This window comes from Olsenella uli DSM 7084 (genome assembly GCF_000143845.1).
Taxonomy (GTDB): Bacteria; Actinomycetota; Coriobacteriia; order Coriobacteriales; family Atopobiaceae; genus Olsenella; species Olsenella uli.
This window is the reverse complement of the sequence record NC_014363.1, coordinates 785,030-805,389: the sequence shown is the minus strand read 5'-3', so window position 1 is coordinate 805,389 and position 20,360 is coordinate 785,030. Positions and strand designations below refer to the sequence as shown.

Genomic DNA, 20,360 nt, shown 5'->3' with positions numbered 1-20,360 from the left:
GGCAGCACGCCGGCCCTCGACCCATCCGCGCCCGCGTGCCCGCACACCCGCAGGCAGCCCGTCCGCACCCGCACGCAAGCCCTCCGCCCTGGAGGGCCATGCGCTCACAGAGAGGAATCCCCGTGCGTCACGTCAAGATCATGGACAACATCAGCAGGAAGATCACCCGAGACGGCATCGTCGACCTGGGTGAGGGCTATGAGAGGTACGAGGACGTGAACGGGGCGGACGCCATCCTGGTCCGCGCAAGCGACATCCACGGGATGGACCTCGGCCCCAACGTGCGCTGCGTCGCGCGCTCCGGAGCCGGCTACAACAACATCCCCATCGAAGACTGCGCCCGCAGGGGCATCGTGGTATTCAACACCCCAGGTGGCAACTCCAACGCCGTCAAGGAGCTCGTCGTGGGCATGATCCTCGTCAACTCGCGCGGCACCCTGGGCGGCATCAACTGGGTCCTGGACAACGCCCAGGACCCTGACATCGTGAGGGACGCCGAGAGGAACAAGAAGGCCTTCGTGGGGCACGAGGCCATCGGTCGCAAGGTCGGTGTCGTGGGGCTGGGGGCAGTGGGTTCCAAGGTCGCAAATGCGCTCGTCTCGCTCGGGCTGGACGTGCACGGATATGACCCCTACCTCTCCGTCGAGCATGCCTGGCAGCTCTCCCGCAGCGTCAAGCGCGTGGACAGCCTCGATGAGCTCTGCCGCGACGCCGACTACGTGAGCCTGCACGTGCCCTCGAAGGACGACACCGTCCGCATGATCGGCGCCCGGCAGATTGCCCTCATGCACGAGGGCGCCATGCTCGTCAACTACGCCCGCGCCGACATCATCGACGAGGACGCCGTGGCCGCGGCGCTGAAGGACGGTCGGCTGGGCTCGCTCGTGTGCGACTTCGCGACGCCCAAGACGACGCGGATGCCCCGCACCATGATCACCCCGCACATGGGCGCCTGCACCAACGAGGCCGAGGAGAACTGCGCGGCCATGGCCGTCAGCCAGATGAAGGACTACCTGGAGAGCGGCATCATCCGTAACTCCGTCAACTACCCGGACTGCGACCTGGGGCCCGTCACGAGCGGCCTGCGCATCGCCGCTCTGCACGACAACGTGCCCAATATGATCGGGCAGATCACCGCCGTGCTTGCGCGCTATGATGCAAACATCCGTCGCATGAGCAACGAGGCCCAGGACGGCAGCGCCTACACCCTCATCGACCTCGATGGACGCCTGGACGACGGGGCCGTTGCCGATCTGCGCCCCATACCCGGCATCTACCGCATCCGCGTGCTGGAGCCCCCTCGCGAGGCCACGCGGGCCTAGGGGGACGGAGGCCGGACAACGACTAGAGGAGAGGACACACGATGCGCGCAGAGCCCCTGAGCTGCTGGAGACCGACCCCCGAGAGGGCCGCCGACTTCGCCTCGCCCCCCTACGACGTGTTCGACCGAAGGCAGGCGGCATCCTACGTTGCGGCGCATCCTGGCTGCTTCCTTGAGATCGACCGGCCCGAGACCGCCTTCGGCCCCTCACAGGACATGTACGCACCCGAAGTCTACGCCAAGGCAGCCGAGCTCATGCGCCTGCGCACCAGCGACGGGACCCTCGTCCGCGACGAGACGGCCTGCTATTACATCTATCGTCTGGAGCAGGGCGGCCACTCCCAGACCGGCATCGTCTGCGCCTGCTCGGCCAACGAGTACCTGGACGGCACCATACGGCGCCACGAGAGCACCCGTCACGAGAAGGAGCGCGACCGCATCGAGCACATCCGCACGACGGGTGCCCAGAGCGGCCCCATCTTCCTGACCTACCGCGACAGCTATGCCCTGGACGTCCTGGTGCGGTCCGCATGCACGGGAAGTCCCCTCTATGACTTCACGGACGAGGGAGGCGTGCGCCAGACGGTATGGCGCATAGCCAGGCCCGATGCCGTCGCAGCCATCCAGGCCGCCTTCGCCACCGTGCCTTGCGCCTACATAGCCGACGGCCACCATCGTGCTGCCTCCGCAGTCGCCGTGAGCCTCGAGCGCCGTCGTGCGCATGGGCGGGGGCAAGGCCGAGAGTCGCAGTCAGTCCCAAGGGACGCCCGCGCCGACGGCGATGACATCGGCACGGGCCCCACCGCTGGCACCGACCCTGGCGCAGACGAGGCCATGATGGCCGAACGGCCCTGGGACCTGTTCCTCTCCGTCCTGTTCCCCGCCAGCCAGCTATGTGTGCTCCCCTACAACCGCGTCGTGCGAGACAGGGGCGGGCTCTCCGTCGAGGGGCTGGTCGGCCGCATCGAGGCCGCGGGCTTTAAGGCCGGTCCCCCCCAGGCTGCGCCCATCGAGCCCCACACCAAGGGGCGCATGGGACTCTATGCGGACGGCAGCTGGCGTGAGCTCACGTTCGCTGGAAAAGCCGACGGCAACGCCCCCGAGGGAGGGTCGGGCGGCCCCGTCGCATCACTCGACGTCTCCCTGCTGCAAGAGCGCATACTGGGCCCCATCCTGGGCATTGCCGACCCCCGCGAGGATCCGCGCATCAGTTTCGTCGGCGGCATACACGGCACCGGTGAGCTGGAACGCCAGGCCAAGGATGGCGGCGTCGCCTTCACGCTCTTCCCGACCTCCGTCGATGAGCTGATGGCCGTAGGCGACGCGGGGCTTCTCATGCCACCCAAGTCCACCTGGTTCGAGCCCAAGCTCAGAAGCGGCCTCTTCATCCGTCGGATCTGACCTCTGGCCTGATGCCGATCCGGCCTGATGGTGACCTGACCTGTCTACAGGACTGAGCAGCTTTCCGCAGGAGCCTGTCGGTTTTCGAGAAGCACCAGGTAGGCGTGTCGCAAGTTTTGCAGTTTCCTGCGGAAACCTGTCCGTTCCACCAAAGGGCCACTCCAGAGGCGCCTGCGCTCGTAGGCGGGAGGACGACTGCGCTCGTATCTCGGAAGTTATACGAGGCTACAACCTAAGCCCCGATCAAACTGATATGCTTGTGCCATATGCATCTGAGGCATCGACAAGGCGGAATGGATCGGGAGTACCATGGCAGAGCACGAGAACGACAGCCCAACGGACAGCTCAACGCGGCGCGAGGCACCATCCAGGCCGACGCGGCGAGTCGCGCCTGCCCGACAGACACATGCGCATGGAACAGGCAAGCATCACTCCCGCACCGCAGGGACGCATGGCCAAGGACAGCCCACCGTCAAGAAGGCCTACTACATCCCCAGCGCCGTCTACGGCCAGGGCGGCGAGACCGGCCAGCATGCCCTCTCGGAGAAGGGGGGGCACGGCAGGAGGGGTAACGGACGCAGGAGGTCCGGCAAGGCTCCCGCCCTCATAGCCCTGGTGCTCCTCGTCGCCATGATCGGCGGGGGTGCCTACCTTTGGGCCCATCGCCCGGTCAAGCTCACGCTCAACGGCAACCAGATCGAGGCCCAGCCGGGCGAGTCCCTCGAGAAGCTCAAGGACGACAACAAGATCCAGGTGGCGGCGGGCAACTACGTCTCCGTCCTTGGCAACGTGATCCGAGAGGGCGGGGGCACGCCCTTCTCGGCGAAAGTCGACGGAGAGGACCTCTCCGCAGAGAATGTCGGGGCCTACGGCGTCCGGGGCGGCGAGACCATCGAGATCGGTGACGGCAGCGACACCACCGAGGACTACGACGCGACCACCTCGGAGGTCCAGCCCAAGCTTGTCATGGAGGGCGGCTACGGCGCCTTCGCCTACATCAAGCAGTGGGGGAAGGTTGGCATCACCGAGACGCGCACGGGCAGGGATTCCGGCGAGACGGCCGAGGTCACCGTCCAGGAGGTCCAGAACTGCACCGTCTTCCTGCACAACTTCACCCCGGACAACGGCCAGAAGCTCGTCGCGCTGACCTTTGATGATGGTCCCAGCGAGTTCACCCAGCAGTACCTGGACATCCTTGCGCAGTACGGCGCCAAGGCAACCTTCTTCCAGCTGGGCAACAACATCCGTGAGTACCCCGATCTCGCCAAGGCCGTCGCCGACGCCGGCATGCAGGTCGCCAGCCACTCCGACACGCATCCCGAGCTCACCAAGCTCGACGCGGCCGCGCTACGGAAGGAGCTCGGCGACTCCCTTGACTCACTCAAGGACGCAACGGGCGTGTCCACGACCATCTTCCGCCCGCCCTACGGCGCATTCAAGGAGTCCACCTGGCTGAACTCCGGGGGGCTCGTATCCGCCTCCGTCCTGTGGAACCAGGACTCCGAGGACTGGCGCCGCCCGGGCGTCGACGCCATCGTGGCGAACTCCCTCAGGGGCATCACGAACGGGTCCATCATCCTGATGCACGACGGCGGTGGGGACCGCAGCCAAGACGTGCAGGCGCTGCCCACCATCATCAGCTCGCTGCAGTCCCAGGGTTACACCCTCGTCACCCTCAACGAGCTCATGGCGGCAGACAGCTCGATTCCCGACGACATCAAGACGGGCAACGCAACCATGCCCGCCGACGCCGTCTGGCCGACCGAGCTTGGAGACAACTAGGCCTGTGACGCCTCTCGGGGTCTCTCAGGCACGAGCCTTTCGGCTGACAAGCTGTGGCTGGCAGGCGGGCTTCTGTGAGTCTCTTTACCGCCACGGCTCACAGAAGTTGCCCTGCCGTCCATCTCTGCACGCCCTCCGGACGACAGGTGAATTAGTGTGAGCCGGAAGCAGGCAGCCGCTCACAATACCTCCCCTGCCATCCATCAGGCATCTGAGATGCGGATGACAGGGGAGCTTCTGTGAAAATGGACAAGAAACTTTTCACAATACCTCCCCTGCCATCCCAAGGGCTCCCGTTAACGGACGGGAGGGAAACTGTTGTGAAAAAGCACTCCGGAGACACCCGCGAGGGCTCGCCTGCCGCGTGCGCGGCTAGACCCAAGGGACCTCCGTGGGATAGGTCGTGGCATTGGGCTCCGGTTCCTGCGATCCCAGGAACTTCCGCACGGCAAGCCGCAACAGACCCGCAACGACCATGAGGGCAGCAAGCGCCGCAACATACCAGAGCAGCGTCAGGGCGATGAACTGTACCATTGGAACCGAGAAGGAACTCATGCCAGCCTCCAACCAGGGGTCCGCCTTGCACGTCGACACCTCGCTCAAGCATGTTGTAACGCCGGGCGCGACGCGTTTCAAGCTCTGGGGCGAGCTTTCGCCCTCGCAGTCGCCGCAGTTAATCGTCGTTTATGAGCCCTGCCGAATGGCTTGTTCCCTTCTTGCCATGTGCACGTATGAAAGTGGCATTCTATGCGGAGGCATATTCCGACAACAAGAAATCAGACTCTACGTGCGAGCGGTTTGATTTCGTCGGCGAACGGACGAATGAAAACATGCGCCTGGTAGCACCCGTGGCAGCCTCATGGCTCCCATCTGGCGATCCCAGACCCCCAACCAACGCGCCCGGCTCACGCCCCCGACCCGCGTCGGACATCCGGGTGGACTCCGCTCGCAAGCCCGTTTGGGTATATACACAGACAACCAGTCGGCTTTTTCACGGGAGTCTCATGCGCAGGAAGCACCCAAAAGACCATCGAGGCACGACAACGGCCACGATACAGGGCCTCGTCATCCTTTTCGCCGAGGCGACCCTTCTGCTTGCAACCACCACGTCCCTCCTATCCGCAGTCGAGGAGGGAGGCGGACCCTGGTCGATCGTCGCCCTTGTGGCGACGGGGGTCCTTGTCGCCACGGCGCTCTTCGCCCGAACGCTACGCCGGGAGTGCGGCGGCGTGGGGCGAGGGGAACCCGCGCACGGGTCTGTCGCCCCCTCCACAGTCGCTGGCCCCATGTCCACCCCTCCCATGGACGACGCAACGACCTCCCCCAGGGCTTCCGCCACAGTCGAGACGGCTGCTCCCGCCATGGCTGCCGCCACCGCAGGAGAGTCCTCCCCAGCAGAAGGGCATCGGGCGCGGCAGCCCAGCGCCCCCGTAAAGCCCCAGCCCGCAAGGTCACGACTCGACTTCGAGGCACTGGCCGAGCACATCTGTGCGACGGACGACCCCCTGGCCGAGCTCAAGCTCTTCGTGGGTGACATCCGCACGCGCCAGGCGATGGCCAACGCGACGTCCGAGAATGGCATGACGTCCGAGGCTGAGGACGGCACCAGGCGCGAGGCCGACGCCACGCCCCAATCTGACGCGAACCCTCTTGCCGAGGCCCTCGTCGCCCCCTCCGAGCTCGAGCTCTATGCCGCACGTCAGCTCGAGGAGGCGGGGCTCTTCGCCAAGGACGTCGAGCTGCCGCGCATGCGAATCGTACGCCCCCGCACGTCCCACATGCTCTACCTGCGCGTGGCGAGTCCCCGCCTGCCCTACCTCGCCAAGGTCCGCGTCATTGCGCTCGAGGCGGCCCTCAACGCCCTGCGCTACGCCACCACCTACTTCGACGACCCCTCGACCGTGACCGAGGCCGACGCCTACAAGCTGAACCAGAGCCTGTTGCAGTCCGTCTGTGCACAGTCGCCCAACATCGACGAGCCCATCACGCACGGGGACTCCGAACCTTCCGACGGCGAATGGGCCGTACGCAACGCCATCTCCACGGCCATGGAATCGGCCCAGCTTCCCTACCGCCTGAACGCAAGCTTCCGCACGAACGTAGCCGATGGCAACGTGTCGTTCGAGCTGAGCCTCACGCCCGAGGACGCCTTCCCCGCATCCATGTTCGTGCCGGGCCTGGGAATCGTCTCCAGCTCGCGCGAGATGCGCCGCAAGGCGGCATCCGCCTACGCCCGGAGGGTCGCGCTGCTCCTGGCGGCCTTCGCCTTCCGCGCATCGACCAAGGTCAAGCACGTCTGGGTTGTGGGCACCCTCGAGACCGCCCGGCGGCGCTGGTGCTACTTCACGGTGGACTTCGACCGCTGGCGCTTCTCCCGCCTCGACATGGCGCACGTGGACGACCTTGCGCGCACCTGGCGCCCCTTCGTGCCCAACATCCGTCTCGAAAACGACATCCTGCGTCCCGTGGAACAGAGCGTCTCCCTGTCCGAGCCGCGCTTCTGCCCACCTCGTCGCTACGAGAGCGTCTCGCTCTCCAACCGGCGCTTGACGGGAGACATAGCCCGCGCGCTGGGCACCGACCACGTGAGCGGCCTCGCGATCGAGGAGGGCGACCAGCGCAGCCTCGTCGCCGCAAGCATCATGGGCAGGCTCGTCTCGGCCGCAGAGCCCGACGCCACCCAGAGGAACGTCCGCATGATCATGGACGTGGCCGGCGACGACCCCGACCCCAGCGTGCGTGACGCCGCGGTGCGTACCGTCCGCCACCTGGTCGAGGGTACGATCGGTTCCGACGCGCCCTCCGTCGGAGAGGACTTCGTGGCGGGCGACGCGCTCTCCCGCGCCGTGGCGAGGGCCAAGGGGCTCCTGGCCGAGAAGGACCTTCCCGCAGCGTCCGAGCTTCTCTCGCGGGCGCTCGGGCCCATCGACCGCGCCGGCCTGTATCGTGACACGCCCACGACTGAGTGGCGCTACTTCTCGAGCTACGTCGACCGTGCGCTCCACAACCGCGTGTTCGGGGGCGACACGGTCCTCATGCTGGTGCCCAACGCCTACTTCGAGGCACACCTCCTGCTCTCGCTCGCACAGCTGTCCCAGGGCCGTAAGGAGGAGGCGCTTGCAGGCGCACGGCGCATCGTCGAGCTTGCCCCTATGGGCGCCCGTGCCCGCCTCCACCTTGTCAAGTGCCTGGAGGAGCTCGGAAGGGCCGACGAGGCCATCGAGGAGCTGAGGGAGCTCCTCTCCATCGCGCACGACCCCGAGGGGCTCGGCCTGGCCTACTACCGTATGGCGTCGTTCCAGTGGCAGGCGGGAAACCTCCTGGCCGCCGAGGCGTGCTATGTCTGCGCCCTGCGCTTCATGCCGTCCATGGCTCCGACGGTCTCGATGGAGATGGCCGTGCTTTCCATGCGGAACCCGGGAAGCCTTCGGCACGGGCTGAGCGGGACGCAGATCGTCGAGGTCCTCAGGGCACACGACATACCCGTCGCGCCGACGGACGAGACGGCGGGAATCGTCTACGACTGCGCACGAGCCTCGCTCGATGCGGAGATCTTCCCCGTGGCTCGGAACTTCATCGGCCTTTTGGGGGCCTTCACGGGAGATGACGTGATCATGAACGTCATCCGCTCGATAGAGGGTGAGCCGGACCGCTAGGCCCGACGGATCGCCACGCCCGCATACAATGGGTCCCTGTCAGATGCCCCCGAGAATGCGGCGGCGCTCGACAAGGAGCTGGCAACCCAAAAGGACGTGACCCCGGTTCTCGGGCGGGACGAGAACCGGGGCACAGCGTGACGGCTTAGAACGAGAGCCTCATGAGGCGGGCGACGGAGACGATGTAGATCTCCAGGGCCCGCTTGAACTGCTCCTCGGAGAAGCCCTCGTCCGCAGAGTGCTCGGCACCGACCCATTCGGGCATCGGGAAGCTGGGGTCGTTGGGGCCGAACGCGCCGCCGGCCTTGAAGTGGCGGGCGTAGGTGCCGCCGCCGATGGTGAACGGCCGGTCATTGCGACCCGTGTACTCGTTGTAGGTGCCCACCAGCGCCTGGACGCCCTCGGAATCGGGGTCGGTGGAGAAGGGCACCATGTCGAGGTCGACCGTCAGCGTGCAGCCATGCGCCTCGCAGAGGGCGCCCACGCGCCGGGCGATCTCCTCACCGGTGATCGACGTCGGGTAGCGCGAGTCGATGGTCTGCTCGAAGACTCCGTCCCTGGTACGAATGGTGCCACCGATGCAGGTCAACGGGTCGAAGAGGTCATCGGTGGCGGCGATGCCCAGCGTCGAGCCGTCCGTGGAGCCAAACACGAGGCCCTCCATGTCGAGGAAGGGCTTCTCGGCGTCGGAGTAGAGGCCGTTCGCCAGGAGATAGTCCACCAGAAGGCCGATGGCGTTGACGGATCCCTCGGGCGTCGAGGCGTGCGCCCCGATGCCATGGGCCGTGAGCCTCACAAGGCCCTCCCCGGCATCCTCGACGTCGATGCGGTCGGTCCCCGCGAGGAGCCGCGCGTCACCCCTGACGGTCGCCGTGGCCTCTCCGGCAACGGCGTTGCCCACGGTACCGCCATCGAAGTCGACGATCACGTCAGACACCTTGCCGGAGCGGATGGTGGCCGAGAAGCCACCCTTCTCCCCACAGATGAGCGGGAAGTCGGCGTCGGGCGAGAACAGGAACTCCGGCTGCTCGTAGCGCTCGAGGTACCACTCGACATCGCGCATGTCGGTCTCCTCGTTGTTGCCGATGATGCAGCGGAGGGTGTACGGCAGCCGCTCCCCCGTGCGGGCAACCTGCTCGGCAAAGAACTTCGCCGTATAGAGCTCGAGGACGAAGGGGCCCTTGTCGTCCAGGACGCCACGGCCGATCAGGTAGCCGTCCTTGCGGGTCACCTTGAACGGGTCGAAGTGCCAGCCCGTGCCCTCGGGGACGATATCCGTGTGGGCGATCATCGCGATCTGCCTCTCGGACCTGCCGACGAGATCGGCATAGCCGATGTGCCCGTCGCAGTTGTGGGCGTCAAGTCCCAGGCGCGAGGCGATCTCGACGCCCCTGCGCAGGGCCTCGTATGGGGCAGGGCCATAGGGCATGCCCTCGGTCGCGTGCTCCATGTCCTCGACCGAGCGGACGGCGACGAGATCCTCGATGTCCTTCACGATGTCTTCCCAGTTGGCCTCGACGAAGTCATGCGCCTGTCTCTTCAGTTCCTCATCTGCCATGTGACGGATTCCTTTCGCATAGAAGGGATGCTTTTTCGAATAGCGAGAACAGTGTAACGCTCACGAAACATTTCGGGGACGGGGCTCCGCCTGCGGCAGCATGTCAGCCGCAGGCGATGGGCGCAGACGCTGTGCACAGCTGACGTCCACGGCAGGGCCCCACGCATGGACGTGCTATGATCATGCGCCCCCACCCCAAGGAAGGGACGCAGGTGCAGCAGACCCCCCACGCGCTCTGGCCGCCGCGGTTCAAGGCCGCCATCTTCGACTTCGATGGAACCATATCGGATACCGCCACGATCTGGCACGAGGTCGACCGGGCCTTCCTAAGTTCGCGGGGCCTCCCCTACACCGACGAGTACCCCCGCATGCTCTCCTCGCTCGGCTTCGATGCGGGTGCACGCTACACCATCGAGACCTTCGGTCTCAGGGAGTCCGTGGCGGAGGTCTGCGAAGAGTGGAAGCGCATGGGCCGAGCCCTCTTCGAGAGTCACGCCACGCTACGTCCGGGAGTGCAGCTCTACGTACATGCCCTAACCGAGAGGGGCGTGCGCGTCGCACTTGCGACCGTCAACGACAGGGATGTCCTCAAGTCCCTGCGTCACGTGGACGTCGAGGCGCTCTTCGAGGTATGCGTGTACGGCGGCGAGGTCGCACGTCCCAAGGACCATCCCGACATCTACCTGGAGACCGCACGTCGACTGGGCGTCGAGCCCACCGACTGCATCGTGTTCGAGGACATCGCCACGGGGCTGCACTCCGCCTCATCGGTGGGCATGCTCACCTGCGGCGTGAGGTCCTTCGACCCGGTACAGCGAGTCGATGAGGTCAGGTCTGCCGCAGACTTGTGGCTGGACGACTGGCGAGACATAGGCCCCGGTGCCGCGCCCGGGCCTCGGGCCTGAGGCTCGGGCGTGAGGCCTACTGGTACGACAGCTGCATCAGGCGCCAGATCGAGACGATGTACACCTTCAGCGCACGGCGGAGACTCGCCTCGCTTATCCCCTCGTCCGCACCGTGTTCCGGGCCGACCCAGCTCGGCACGTCCTCGTCGGGCTCGTGCGGACCGAAGGCGCATGCGCGCCTGAACTTGCGTGCGTAGGTACCGCCGCCGATCACGAAGGCCTCGGAGCGCCTGCCCGTGTACTCGTCGTAGGTGTCAAGCAGGGTCCTGATCTCGGGAGAGTCAGGCTCGACGTAGAACGGGACCTTCACCGCATCGACGTCGAACGTGCAGCCGTGACCCTCCGCGAACGAGGTGAGCGTGCGAGCGATCCTCTCGTCGTCGGTGGATGAGGGATAGCGCGCGTCACAAGTCTGGACCAGGTGCCCGTTCACCATGCGGACGGTGCCACCGATGACGGTGAGGGGGCCGAAGCGCTCGTCGGATGCCTTGATGCCCAGGGCGGCCCCATCGTGGCCGCAGGAGCACAGGGCGTGCTCGAGGACCAGGAAGCGCCGCTCGTCCTTTGAGCAGATGCCGTGATCCATGAGGTAGTCGGCAAGCAGGCCGATGGCGTTGAGCGTTCCCTCGGGAAGCGAGGCGTGGCCTCCCCTGCCGTGGGCACGCACCCGTGCCAGGCCGTCTCCCGCCGGCTCGACGTCGATGTTGGCGCGCGCGGGCAGGCTGGAGGCATCGGCGCGCACGACGGCCGTGGCGAGGCCGGGGATGGCGTTGGCCACGGTGCCACCGTCCATCTCGACTATACGGCTCTCACCCGCACCGCCCGAGCTCCCCACCATGCCGAAGCGCCCATGGAAGACGCCCTTCTCGCCACAGATGAGCGGGAAGTCCGCATCGGGCGTGAAGGCGAACTCGGGCTCGGGGTAGTTCTCGAGGTACCAGTCAAGGTCGCCCATGTTCGTCTCCTCCTCGTTGCCCACGATGCAACGGAGGGTGTACGGGAGCCTCTCTCCCGTCTCGTCGACCAGGCGCTTGAGGAAGTGGGCGGCATAGAGCGACAGGACGAAGGGACCCTTGTCGTCCAGGACGCCACGACCCAGCAGATAGCCCTCGCGACGGGTCACGTCGTAGGGGTCAACGCTCCAGCCAAGCCCCTCGGGCACCACGTCGGTATGCGCGATGGTGGCAAGGTAGCGCTCGGAGGAGCCGGCAAGGTCGGCATAGCCGATGTGCCCGTCGCAGTTGTGGGCGTCAAGGCCCAGGCGAGAGGCGATCTCAAGGCCCCGTTCCAACGCCTCGAGGCATGCCGGGCCATAGGGCCTTCCCTCCTGCGCCGCATCCAGATCCTCCACGGAACGGATCCTCACGAGAGAGCGAATGTCCTCGACGACACTCTCCCACACCTCGTTCACGTAGGCATCGACGCGGACCTTGAGTTCTTCGTCGGTCATGCGGCACCCCTTCCGCGCCCTGCGGCGCATCTCGTTGACCACGTCATGGTACACGCCCTGACACCTTGGTGGGGCCTGCCCGCCGCAGATAGGAAAGAAAAAGAGAGCCGCCGAAGCGACTCTCCCGCCAGCTCTATGGAATAGGGCTTGGCCTTGCCTATGCCTTGCGGACGTTGGAAGCCTGCAGCTTGCCGTTCTGACCGGTGGTGATGTCAAACTCGACGGCCTGGCCCTCGTCCAGGGTCTTGAAGCCATCCATCTGGATCTCAGAGTAGTGGACGAACAGATCGTCGCCATCCTCACGAGAGATGAAGCCGTAGCCCTTGTCCGGGTTGAACCACTTAACAGTACCCTGTGCCATGTCGTGCCTTTCTTTCTTGCCCCTAGGGGCGAAAACAATGCGCTTTCGCGCGCTACAAGTGTGACCCCTCGATCACAGGGACCATCTTACCTCATAACGACAGACAGCAGGGGCATAAACATAAGTTTGAGACCGGTTTTGACGCCTGAGGGCAGATGGACTACGCGATATCCCCTGGATGGGGCATGGCGGGTGGGCAATGCGCAAAGGGCCGGGCGGCCCCGATGGGGCCGCCCGGGCAGGTGGCCTGCCGCGCGTGGGGGCGGGGGACCTACCCCTCGCGCCTGCGCAGGAGGGCGCCCGCGGCCACGGCGAGGCCGGAGGCGGCGAGGGCGGCCAGTGCGGAGGCGTCGGCGGCGTCGCCGGTCTGGGGCAGCCTGGTCGCGGCCTTGGGCTTGTCGCCCCTGGCGTTGGTGACGGTGAAGCCCTTGGAGGCGTCGCCCTCGATCTTGGAGGAGTAGCCCTCCACGGCGTCCTCGGAGACCGTGTAGGCGATCCGCTCGCCGCCCTCGAAGGCGGGAAGGCCGTCGAAGGAGCCCTTCCAGCCGTTGCCGGCGTTGAGCTTCAGCGACTTGCCCGTATCATGTCCGTCGGCGAGCAGGTGGATCGTCACCTCGCCGCCCTCGCCGCCGACCCACTTCTTGACGACGGGGATCGACACGGCCTCGGGCTCATGGGCGTTGGTGAGCGTGTAGCCCGCCTTGGCGTCACCGGCCACCGAGGCCTCGTAGCCCCTCGGGACCGAGACCTCCTTGACCTCGTAGGCGATGTCCTTGCCGGCTTCCTTCATGAACAGGCCGGTCCAGGTGTGGGTCCAGCCGTTGGCATCGGAGAGCTCCACGGGCTCGCCCAGGGGCTTGCCGTTCGCGTAGAGCTGGGCCTTCACGCTCGCGGGACGGATCCCGTCCCGGTTGTTCGCGTCGGCCCATGCCTTGGTGACGGTGACCGAGGTCTTGCCGGGCGTGTAGGAGTTGACGATGTCGGTGTCGTTCACCTCGGTGGCGTAGTTCGGGACCGCCTCCTCGGTCACCGCGTAGGCGTACTCGTGGCCGTCGGCGGGATCGTACTTGGGAAGGCCCATGAAGGAATAGGCCCACGTGCCGGCGGGGTCGGGCGTCACCGTCTTGGAGTCGGCCTTGGCGCCGTCGCGCATCAGGTTCACCGTGATGGACGCGGGGCGCACGCCGTCGCGGTCGTTATCGTCGTCCCAGGACTTCGCGCCGGAGACCTCCACGGTCTCGGTGTTGGTGTTGGTGATGGTGAAGCCGGAGGACATGGAGCCAACGACGTCGCTATCGTAGTTCGCCACCGGGTCTTCCTTCACGGTGTAGACGATCTCGGTGGCGGTGCCGGCCTTGTACTTGCGCAGGTTGTCGAAGGACCCGGTCCAGTTGTTGCCGGCGTTGAGTTTGAGCTCCTTGCCGGTGTCGACGCCGTCGGCGAGCAGGTGCGCGGTCACCTCGCCGCCCTCGGGGCCGACCCACCTCTTCGTGACGCTGGCACTGGTCTTGATGGGCCTGTCGCAGATAGTCTTGAGCGCGCCGCCCGTGGGTGTGACCTCGAGCGTGTACTCGTTGCCGTTGAGCTCGTAGCCGTCAGGCGGGGTCTTCTCCTTGACCTTGTAAGTGCCCTGCACAAGGACGCCCGAGGTCACCGTGCCGTCGGCGCCCGTGGTGAGCTCGAAGGTGGTGCCGTCGGGCCTGGTCACCGTGAACACGGCATTCTTGAGCGGGATGGAGTTGTCGTCACCATCGACCTTGGTCAGCTTGATCTTGCTCGCCAGGTCGCCACCGGCGGTGCCACCGGATTCGGCGGACTGGTAGGAATAGGAGATCTCTTCATGAGCCGACGACGCGTCAAGGGTCGCTTTATTTTTGAGAACCGTACCCGCATGGTACGTCGACTTGTAATACAAACGGTACTGTTTGCCGTTCACGTTCCCCAGATTGATGGTGAACGACCGGCCATCGGGGGCTAACTGCAGCTTGCCTGTCAGATCGATCGTCTGAATCTCTTGGACGATACTTCCATATTCGTTGAACTCGACCTCGAGAAGCTTGAAGCTGTCCTCGATATAACGCTCGTCCCCGTTGCCGCCGGACAGGCTGTCAGAAATCACCGCATTGGGAAGGTTAGCCTTCTTATGGTTGATACGGACGTTCCATTCGGCCTGATCTTCATGACCAGGCACGGGCTTACCCCATTTAGCCAGGGGCTCGTCCTGAAGCGGCTTGGCCCCCTGGACAATCACGCTGCCGCTAACCGCCTGCGAATTCACCGTAATGGTGAAGACGTTCTCGGCGTCTTTTATTATCTTCGTTTCGTCGAACTGAGCGGCCAGATATATCGTGCCCTTGACGTTGTACTTGTTCTCCACCGCCTTGGTGAAGGTGACATGCACCGTGCCGCCGACATCGCCTGGCCCAGGGGTGACATGGGCCTTCGCCACGACGTTTCCGTCGACGTCTTTCAGATCGAAGTCCTGCGCGGTCGTGCCGGACGGGAACTTCATGTTGTCCGGAAGGGTGATGTCGAAGTAGTCGCCTTCGTGGATGCTCGTCCCCGCGGCGCTGGCGTCCCAGTCCATCGCGAGATAGAACCTATCGCTCTGATAGATTGTGTGCACTTCTTCTTTATTGAGATTCAGAATCTGGAACTTCGTGATGTTGACGTTCACGGGTACGCCGCTATCGGCGAAGGCATGACCCCCCCCCGACCACTATCCCTACGGCAAGGGCGACCGCTAGAAGGTAGCGCAACCTCTTCAGTAACATTCCCACTTCCTTTCTCCTGACTCTACGGACAATTCCATTCATCGACGAGAGTGGCGACGACCGGAGGTGCAAAGCGTGACCGCATCAGCAAGCGGGACAGACTTCCCCACGGCATGGCGCACCCTGTGAATGCGCGTCGATCTTCGACCTTATGCAGAAAACAGCCACGCCGTCCTCCCTACCAGAGAAAATTGCAGCTGGCTGCCATTCCAGGCCCTATAGCTTTACGTCACTGCCTTTCGACAGTTTTACTTAGCTGAAATATACGCGAAATGTAGTCTCCGATCAAGAACTGATGGGCCCTTGGGATGGTTTCAGCATCAAGAGTGGAGAGCTTTGTCAAGCTCCTCGAACTCAGCGGGCACCTCGCATCCGCATCCGAAGGACTCCTCGATGGCCTCAGCCTGCTCGGCGCGCAGCCTTGCCTTGTCTGGCCTCCCCATGCCTCCATAGGCACCGGAGACGGCACGCAGGGCATACGCCACGTATGAGGCCACGGAGTCTCCCATGCCCGAGAGGAGCATCATGGTGACGAGCGAGTCGGGTGCAAGCTGCATCGCGACCTGGGGGTCAAGATCAAGCAGACCCGCGATGGCCTCCTCGGTCTCGAGCACGGCAGCCTCGTCCCTCTCGGCAACGGCACGTCTGAGCGAGCGCGACACCACCTCCACGAACTGGGCGATGATCTCTAGGATGTAGTCTCGTTGAAGCATCTTCCCTCCAAGAGGAACGGACGTGGGAACGAGTGGGGCGTCTACGCGGACGGAGGGGACGCCACGCCGAGGTGCTCGAACGCGAGCGACGTGGCCTGGCGCCCCTGGGGCGTGCGGACGATGAGTCCGCGCTGCAGCAGGTACGGCTCGTAGACATCCTCGAGCGTGGAGGGATCCTCCCCCACCGCAGACGCGATGGTCGTAAGGCCGACCGCCCTGCCACGGAAGGTCCTGGTGAGCGCCTCCAGAATCTTGACGTCCATCCAGTCGAGGCCCATCTCGTCGATCTCGAAGAAGGAGAGCGCCTCGGCCGCGACGTCCCAGGCAACGGAACCCTGGGCCTTGACCTGGGCATAGTCGCGCACGCGCTTGAGCAGGCGATTGGCGAGGCGCGGGGTGCCGCGCGAGCGCGAGGCGATCTCGGCGGCGCCCTGGTCGTCTATCTCCACACCCAGTATCCTGGCGGAGCGCCTCACGATGCCCGCCAGCTCCTCGATCGTGTAGTAGTCCAGGCGATACGAGATGCCGAATCGGTCGCGCAGCGGACCGGTCAGAAGGCCCGTCCTGGTAGTGGCTCCCACGAGGGTGAAATGCGGGACGTCCAGCCTGATGGAGCGCGCGGCAGGGCCCTTGCCGATGACGATGTCGAGGAAGAAGTCCTCCATCGCCGGATAGAGCACCTCCTCGACCTGGTGGTTGAGGCGGTGGATCTCGTCGACGAAGAGGACGTCGCCCTCCTCGAGGTTCGTGAGGATGGCGGCGAGGTCGCCCGTGCGGGCGATGGCGGGGCCTGACGTGGTCCTGAGACGGGCGCCCATCTCGTTGGCGACCACGTTTGCGAGCGTGGTCTTCCCCAGGCCCGGGGGGCCGCTGAAGAGCACGTGATCGAGGGTTTCGTGGCGGTCCTTGGCTGCGGCGATCAACACGCGCAGGTTCTCGCGGACGCGCTCCTGGCCGCAGTACTCGTCAAGCGTGACGGGACGCAGGCTGTGCTCCACGTCCAGGTCGTCGGTGGTGAGCTCGGCAGACACGCTGCGCTGTCCCAAGGAGCGTGCCGCGGCCGCGGCGTCGTGGCCCTCCTCGAACAGGTCTTCCCTGTCGGCCTCCCACATCAGGCACCACCTCCCAGATGCCTCAGCGCATACGAGATCGCCTTCTCGACCGTCAGGGCACCCGCATCCTCATGGCCCCTCAGGGCGAGCTCGGCCTCCTGGGGCGTGAAGCCCATGGCGAGCAGTGCCGAGGTGGCGTCGCTCTGAACGGACTCGGCCGTGTTGGCGAGGGGGGACCGGGGCGCAGGTTCGCTCATGCCCACAAGGCCCCTGAGCTCCGTGTCCCTGGTAAAGACGTCCTGCAGCTCCATGAGGAGGCGCTGGGCCTTCTTCTTGCCGACGCCGGGCACCGTGGCCATGCGCGTGGCGTCCTGGGTCACCACGACAGTTGCGAGCGAGGCGGGAGAGAAGGTCGAGAGCACGGCAAGCGCAAGCTTTGGCCCAACGCCGGAGACGCCGACGAGCCGGTCGAAGACCGCTCGCTCCTCGCGCGACGCAAAGCCGTAGAGTTCGACCGCACTCTCCTTCACCAGCATGCGCGCAAGGAGGGTGACGCCGGCCTCGCCTACGGCGGGAAGCGAGGCAGCCGTGGTTGCCGACACACCAAGCTCGTAGCCGATACCACCGACGTCGACTATCACATGGGTGGGGAGCACCTCGACGAGGGTTCCCGTCAGCTGCACGATCATCGGCTGTTCCTCCTGCTCTGCCGCGCGTGGCCCAGGGCCGCGCGCCCGCTTTCCATCGAGCGCGAGACGTGGGCCGCGGTCGCGGCGGCGGTCACCTCGCGGGCCTCGATGCGATCCTGGGCCTCCTGGGCCCTCTCCTGCGCCAGCACCTGGGCGGCCGCGGCGTCACGGGTGACCCTCTTGGTCCGCGTGAGGTTGGCATGGCAGACCGCTGCGGCGAGTGCGTCCGCGCAGTGGTCGGGCCTCGGGTCGTGATCGAGGTCGAGGATGTTCCTGACCATGTAGATGACCTGGCGCTTGTCAGCCGACCCCGTCCCCACGACGGCTTGCTTTATCTGCATGGGAGTGTACTCGCCCATCTCGAGTCCCATGCGGGAGCAGGCCACGATCGCCGCCCCACGGGCATGTGCCGTCGCCAGGGCGGAGCGCGTGTTCTCGCCGAAGAAGATCTTCTCTATGGCAAGCTGCGAGGGCTGGTACGTCCCTATCGCCTCTGAGAGCCCATCGTAGATGGCACCCAGGCGACGGTCGAGCGTCTCGGAGGAGCTTGTGCTGATGCAGCCATACGCCCGCGCGCGGCAGAGGGTGCCGCGCGTCTCGATGACACCCCAACCGGTATTCGCGAGCCCTGGGTCTATCCCAAGTATGATCACATGCCCTCCAGCATCGTACGTTAGAACGTTCGTTCTATCCTAGCATACGTCCGATCGCACGGGATGGCCTCGCCGAAAATCAGTTCTGCGAGAAGGGGCTCGGCCAGGGCGCCCCTGGCCCCTCCCGCTCGGAGGCACCGTCAGGCCCTCGGCCGTCGTCCCCCCGAGAGGCGCCCTCCGTGCGCGGCCCCCCGCCAGGCTCGCCGAAGCCCGTCGGCCTGAAGCCGCCGCCGATCGAGAAGTCACGCAGGAAGCCGAGGGCGTCGCTTATCTCCCTCGTGGCACTTCGCTCATCCGCGTCCCAATCGGCACCCTCTTCGTCCCCCAGCTCGCCCCCGTCGCTCACGCGAGGCTCGGGGCCGACGGCGAGAAGGAGGCGTGCGAGCGCGTCGAAGCCGTCTTGCCCCCCGTCGCCACGGACGTGGTCGCGCCAGGCAAGCGCGGGCGGACGGCACGCCTCGACGAGCGGTGCCGTGCTTGCGGACAGGCAGTGCATGCGACCGGCGCGCCAGGGCCCAGCCGCATCGAGGGCGGCGAGCGTGGCCTCGACGAGCGCGGGGTCCTGCCCACCCGCCTGCACTATCTCACCCACCGTGCGCCCCCACTCGAGGTGCTCCGACAGGATGAGGCCGATCGTCATAGTCCACGCCTCGCCCGAGACCCCATGGCGGTCGTAGCCGGCGACGACGGGCAGCTCCCACTGCTCGAGGATGGCAGGGGGCAGGATGGGCGAGACGGTGTTGCGCATGCGGACCATGGCTACTATGTCCTCGAGGTAGACGTCACCCAATGGGCAGAGGGCTGCGGCGCTGGCGTGGTGCGGCATCCCCTCGAGTGCCAGCGTCGTCTTGTCGAGGGACGAGAGCACAAGGGCTCCCAGGTCGTGGGCCCAGGCTGCAAGGTACGCCCCGACGATGCCACGACGTAGCACCTGGGGGTGGCCGGTGGCGACCCCCGTGGATGGCACCTCAAGCCCACCTGCCGGGGGCGTCGGGAGCACGTCTATGCGCAGGGAGCGCACCAGGCCGTCCGCGGCACCCACGCGAACACCTGGGCGGGCGACGTCGACGAGCGCATGTACATGGGTCGGACCGAGGGCGTCGGTGGCGAGCGCCGCGAGAGCCAGGGAGCGCAGCGTTCCGTCGACGACCAGGGCGACGTCCTTGACCTGCTCCTTGGCAAGATAGTCACGAAGGCCGACGCACAGGGACTGCCACAGGTGGAAGGGCCGGTCATACACCTCGGGCGTCAGGGACCCGACACGTCCCGCCTGACAGGCGCCCCCTATGTCACAGGTGACGAAGGACTCCTCGAAGCCCGGTGCCGATGCCCTGAGCGCGCCCGTCGGGTCAAGCACGAAGCTCGATCCCGTGAACACCTGCATGCCGTAGCCTCCCAGGGAACCCACCCCCACGATCCAGGCGCCCGTCTTGAGGGCGTCGCCCACGAAGCGGTTCTCGGAGAGCGCCGCCCCGAGGGCGGACGAGGGGTCGTCAGCGGCATACCCGTAACTGGAGAGGTAGAGGATGGCGTCCACGTCGAAGTCATAGTCGTCGTAGTCGTCCAGGTCCTCGTAGCCGAATGCGATGCCAAAGGACAGGTCGCCTATCCGGACCTCGGGCAGATCGTACGCGGGGGCGTCACCCTCGTCCTTAGCGCCTCCCGGCCCCTCGGGCCCCAGGGCAAGCCCGAAGCCAAGGGGGCGCACGCGACCGCCCTCGATCAAAAGCGCCAGGGGCGCCAACGTCCCCTCCCCAAGGTCGCACACGAACGCCACGACGCAGGGACACGCCAGCGCCTGTGCGAGGCCCTCCAGGGTGCAGGCCATGTCAAGGTAGAAGTCCCCCTGGTCGGTAGGTGCCGCGGCCTCGACGCCTGCGAGCGCCGCAAGTGGAAACACGAGCAGTTCGACGCCCTCCTGCGCGGCGCGCTCGCTCTGCGCGACCATGCGCCCGGAGGTGGTCTCGAAGTCCCCGGGGCGGGTGTTGATCTGTGCGATGCCAATCTTCATGCGGGGCTCCTCCCACCCATCCCAAGGCACGGCG

The 20,360-nt window shown here is 66.0% G+C and carries 15 protein-coding genes and 1 riboswitch; of the genes, 5 read left to right on the top strand and 10 right to left on the bottom strand.

Annotated elements, in window-relative coordinates:
• Positions 1–98 precede the first annotated feature (98 nt).
• The 3 genes from OLSU_RS03540 (at position 99) to OLSU_RS03530 (ending at position 4,504) form a co-directional block, all read left to right on the top strand.
• Positions 99–1,322 (top strand): 3-phosphoglycerate dehydrogenase family protein, encoded by a 1,224-nt coding sequence (locus OLSU_RS03540; protein ID WP_013251582.1) that lies wholly within the window; start codon positions 99–101, stop codon positions 1,320–1,322.
• Positions 1,323–1,363: 41 nt separating this feature from the next.
• Positions 1,364–2,722 (top strand): DUF1015 domain-containing protein, encoded by a 1,359-nt coding sequence (locus OLSU_RS03535; RefSeq protein WP_013251581.1) that lies wholly within the window; start codon positions 1,364–1,366, stop codon positions 2,720–2,722.
• A 309-nt stretch (positions 2,723–3,031) separates the two neighbouring features.
• Entirely contained in the window at positions 3,032–4,504 is a 1,473-nt protein-coding gene (locus tag OLSU_RS03530; protein ID WP_013251580.1) for a polysaccharide deacetylase family protein, read from the top strand.
• 372 nt (positions 4,505–4,876) lie between these two features.
• Here the strand turns inward: OLSU_RS03530 and OLSU_RS03525 are convergent, their stop codons facing one another.
• The gene (locus OLSU_RS03525) at positions 4,877–5,059 is read right to left on the bottom strand and encodes a hypothetical protein (protein WP_013251579.1); all 183 of its coding nucleotides are present in this window, start codon (positions 5,057–5,059) and stop codon (positions 4,877–4,879) included.
• A gap of 449 nt (positions 5,060–5,508) precedes the next feature.
• Here OLSU_RS03525 and OLSU_RS03515 point away from each other — a divergent pair, with 449 nt between their 5' ends.
• Positions 5,509–8,160, top strand: coding sequence for a bacterial transcriptional activator domain-containing protein (locus OLSU_RS03515; protein ID WP_013251578.1), 2,652 nt, complete (start codon positions 5,509–5,511; stop codon positions 8,158–8,160).
• A gap of 145 nt (positions 8,161–8,305) precedes the next feature.
• Here the strand turns inward: OLSU_RS03515 and OLSU_RS03510 are convergent, their stop codons facing one another.
• Positions 8,306–9,718, bottom strand: coding sequence for a Sapep family Mn(2+)-dependent dipeptidase (locus OLSU_RS03510; protein WP_013251577.1), 1,413 nt, complete (start codon positions 9,716–9,718; stop codon positions 8,306–8,308).
• 176 nt (positions 9,719–9,894) lie between these two features.
• Between OLSU_RS03510 and OLSU_RS03505 the strand changes: the two genes are divergently transcribed.
• On the top strand, positions 9,895–10,623 hold the full coding sequence (locus OLSU_RS03505; protein WP_013251576.1) for an HAD family hydrolase: 729 nt from the start codon (positions 9,895–9,897) through the stop codon (positions 10,621–10,623).
• A 16-nt stretch (positions 10,624–10,639) separates the two neighbouring features.
• Here OLSU_RS03505 and OLSU_RS03500 read toward each other — a convergent pair whose 3' ends face one another.
• From OLSU_RS03500 to OLSU_RS03465, 8 genes are all read right to left on the bottom strand, one after another.
• Positions 10,640–12,073, bottom strand: a complete 1,434-nt coding sequence (locus OLSU_RS03500; protein ID WP_013251575.1) for a Sapep family Mn(2+)-dependent dipeptidase — start codon at positions 12,071–12,073, stop codon at positions 10,640–10,642.
• Between the two features lie 157 nt (positions 12,074–12,230).
• The gene (locus OLSU_RS03495) at positions 12,231–12,434 is read right to left on the bottom strand and encodes a cold-shock protein (protein WP_013251574.1); all 204 of its coding nucleotides are present in this window, start codon (positions 12,432–12,434) and stop codon (positions 12,231–12,233) included.
• 271 nt (positions 12,435–12,705) lie between these two features.
• Complete coding sequence (locus OLSU_RS03490; RefSeq protein WP_013251573.1) at positions 12,706–15,111, bottom strand: Cna B-type domain-containing protein; 2,406 nt, start codon at positions 15,109–15,111, stop codon at positions 12,706–12,708.
• Between the two features lie 286 nt (positions 15,112–15,397).
• Positions 15,398–15,471, bottom strand: a riboswitch (cyclic di-GMP riboswitch).
• A 57-nt stretch (positions 15,472–15,528) separates the two neighbouring features.
• Positions 15,529–15,921 carry a hypothetical protein gene (locus OLSU_RS03485; protein ID WP_013251572.1) on the bottom strand — a complete coding sequence of 131 codons (393 nt, stop codon included), beginning with the start codon at positions 15,919–15,921 and terminating at the stop codon, positions 15,529–15,531.
• A 41-nt stretch (positions 15,922–15,962) separates the two neighbouring features.
• On the bottom strand, positions 15,963–17,033 hold the full coding sequence (gene ruvB / locus OLSU_RS03480) for a Holliday junction branch migration DNA helicase RuvB (protein WP_013251571.1): 1,071 nt from the start codon (positions 17,031–17,033) through the stop codon (positions 15,963–15,965).
• Complete coding sequence (ruvA, locus tag OLSU_RS03475) at positions 17,033–17,662, bottom strand: Holliday junction branch migration protein RuvA (protein WP_013251570.1); 630 nt, start codon at positions 17,660–17,662, stop codon at positions 17,033–17,035. The genes ruvB and ruvA overlap by 1 nt, the downstream gene beginning before the upstream one ends.
• A complete protein-coding gene (gene ruvC / locus OLSU_RS03470) occupies positions 17,659–18,315 on the bottom strand; it encodes a crossover junction endodeoxyribonuclease RuvC (RefSeq protein ID WP_013251569.1) in 657 nt (218 codons plus the stop codon). The genes ruvA and ruvC overlap by 4 nt, the downstream gene beginning before the upstream one ends.
• A gap of 79 nt (positions 18,316–18,394) precedes the next feature.
• Positions 18,395–20,326 carry an NAD(+) synthetase gene (locus tag OLSU_RS03465; protein WP_013251568.1) on the bottom strand — a complete coding sequence of 644 codons (1,932 nt, stop codon included), beginning with the start codon at positions 20,324–20,326 and terminating at the stop codon, positions 18,395–18,397.
• Between the last annotated feature and the right edge of the window lie 34 nt (positions 20,327–20,360).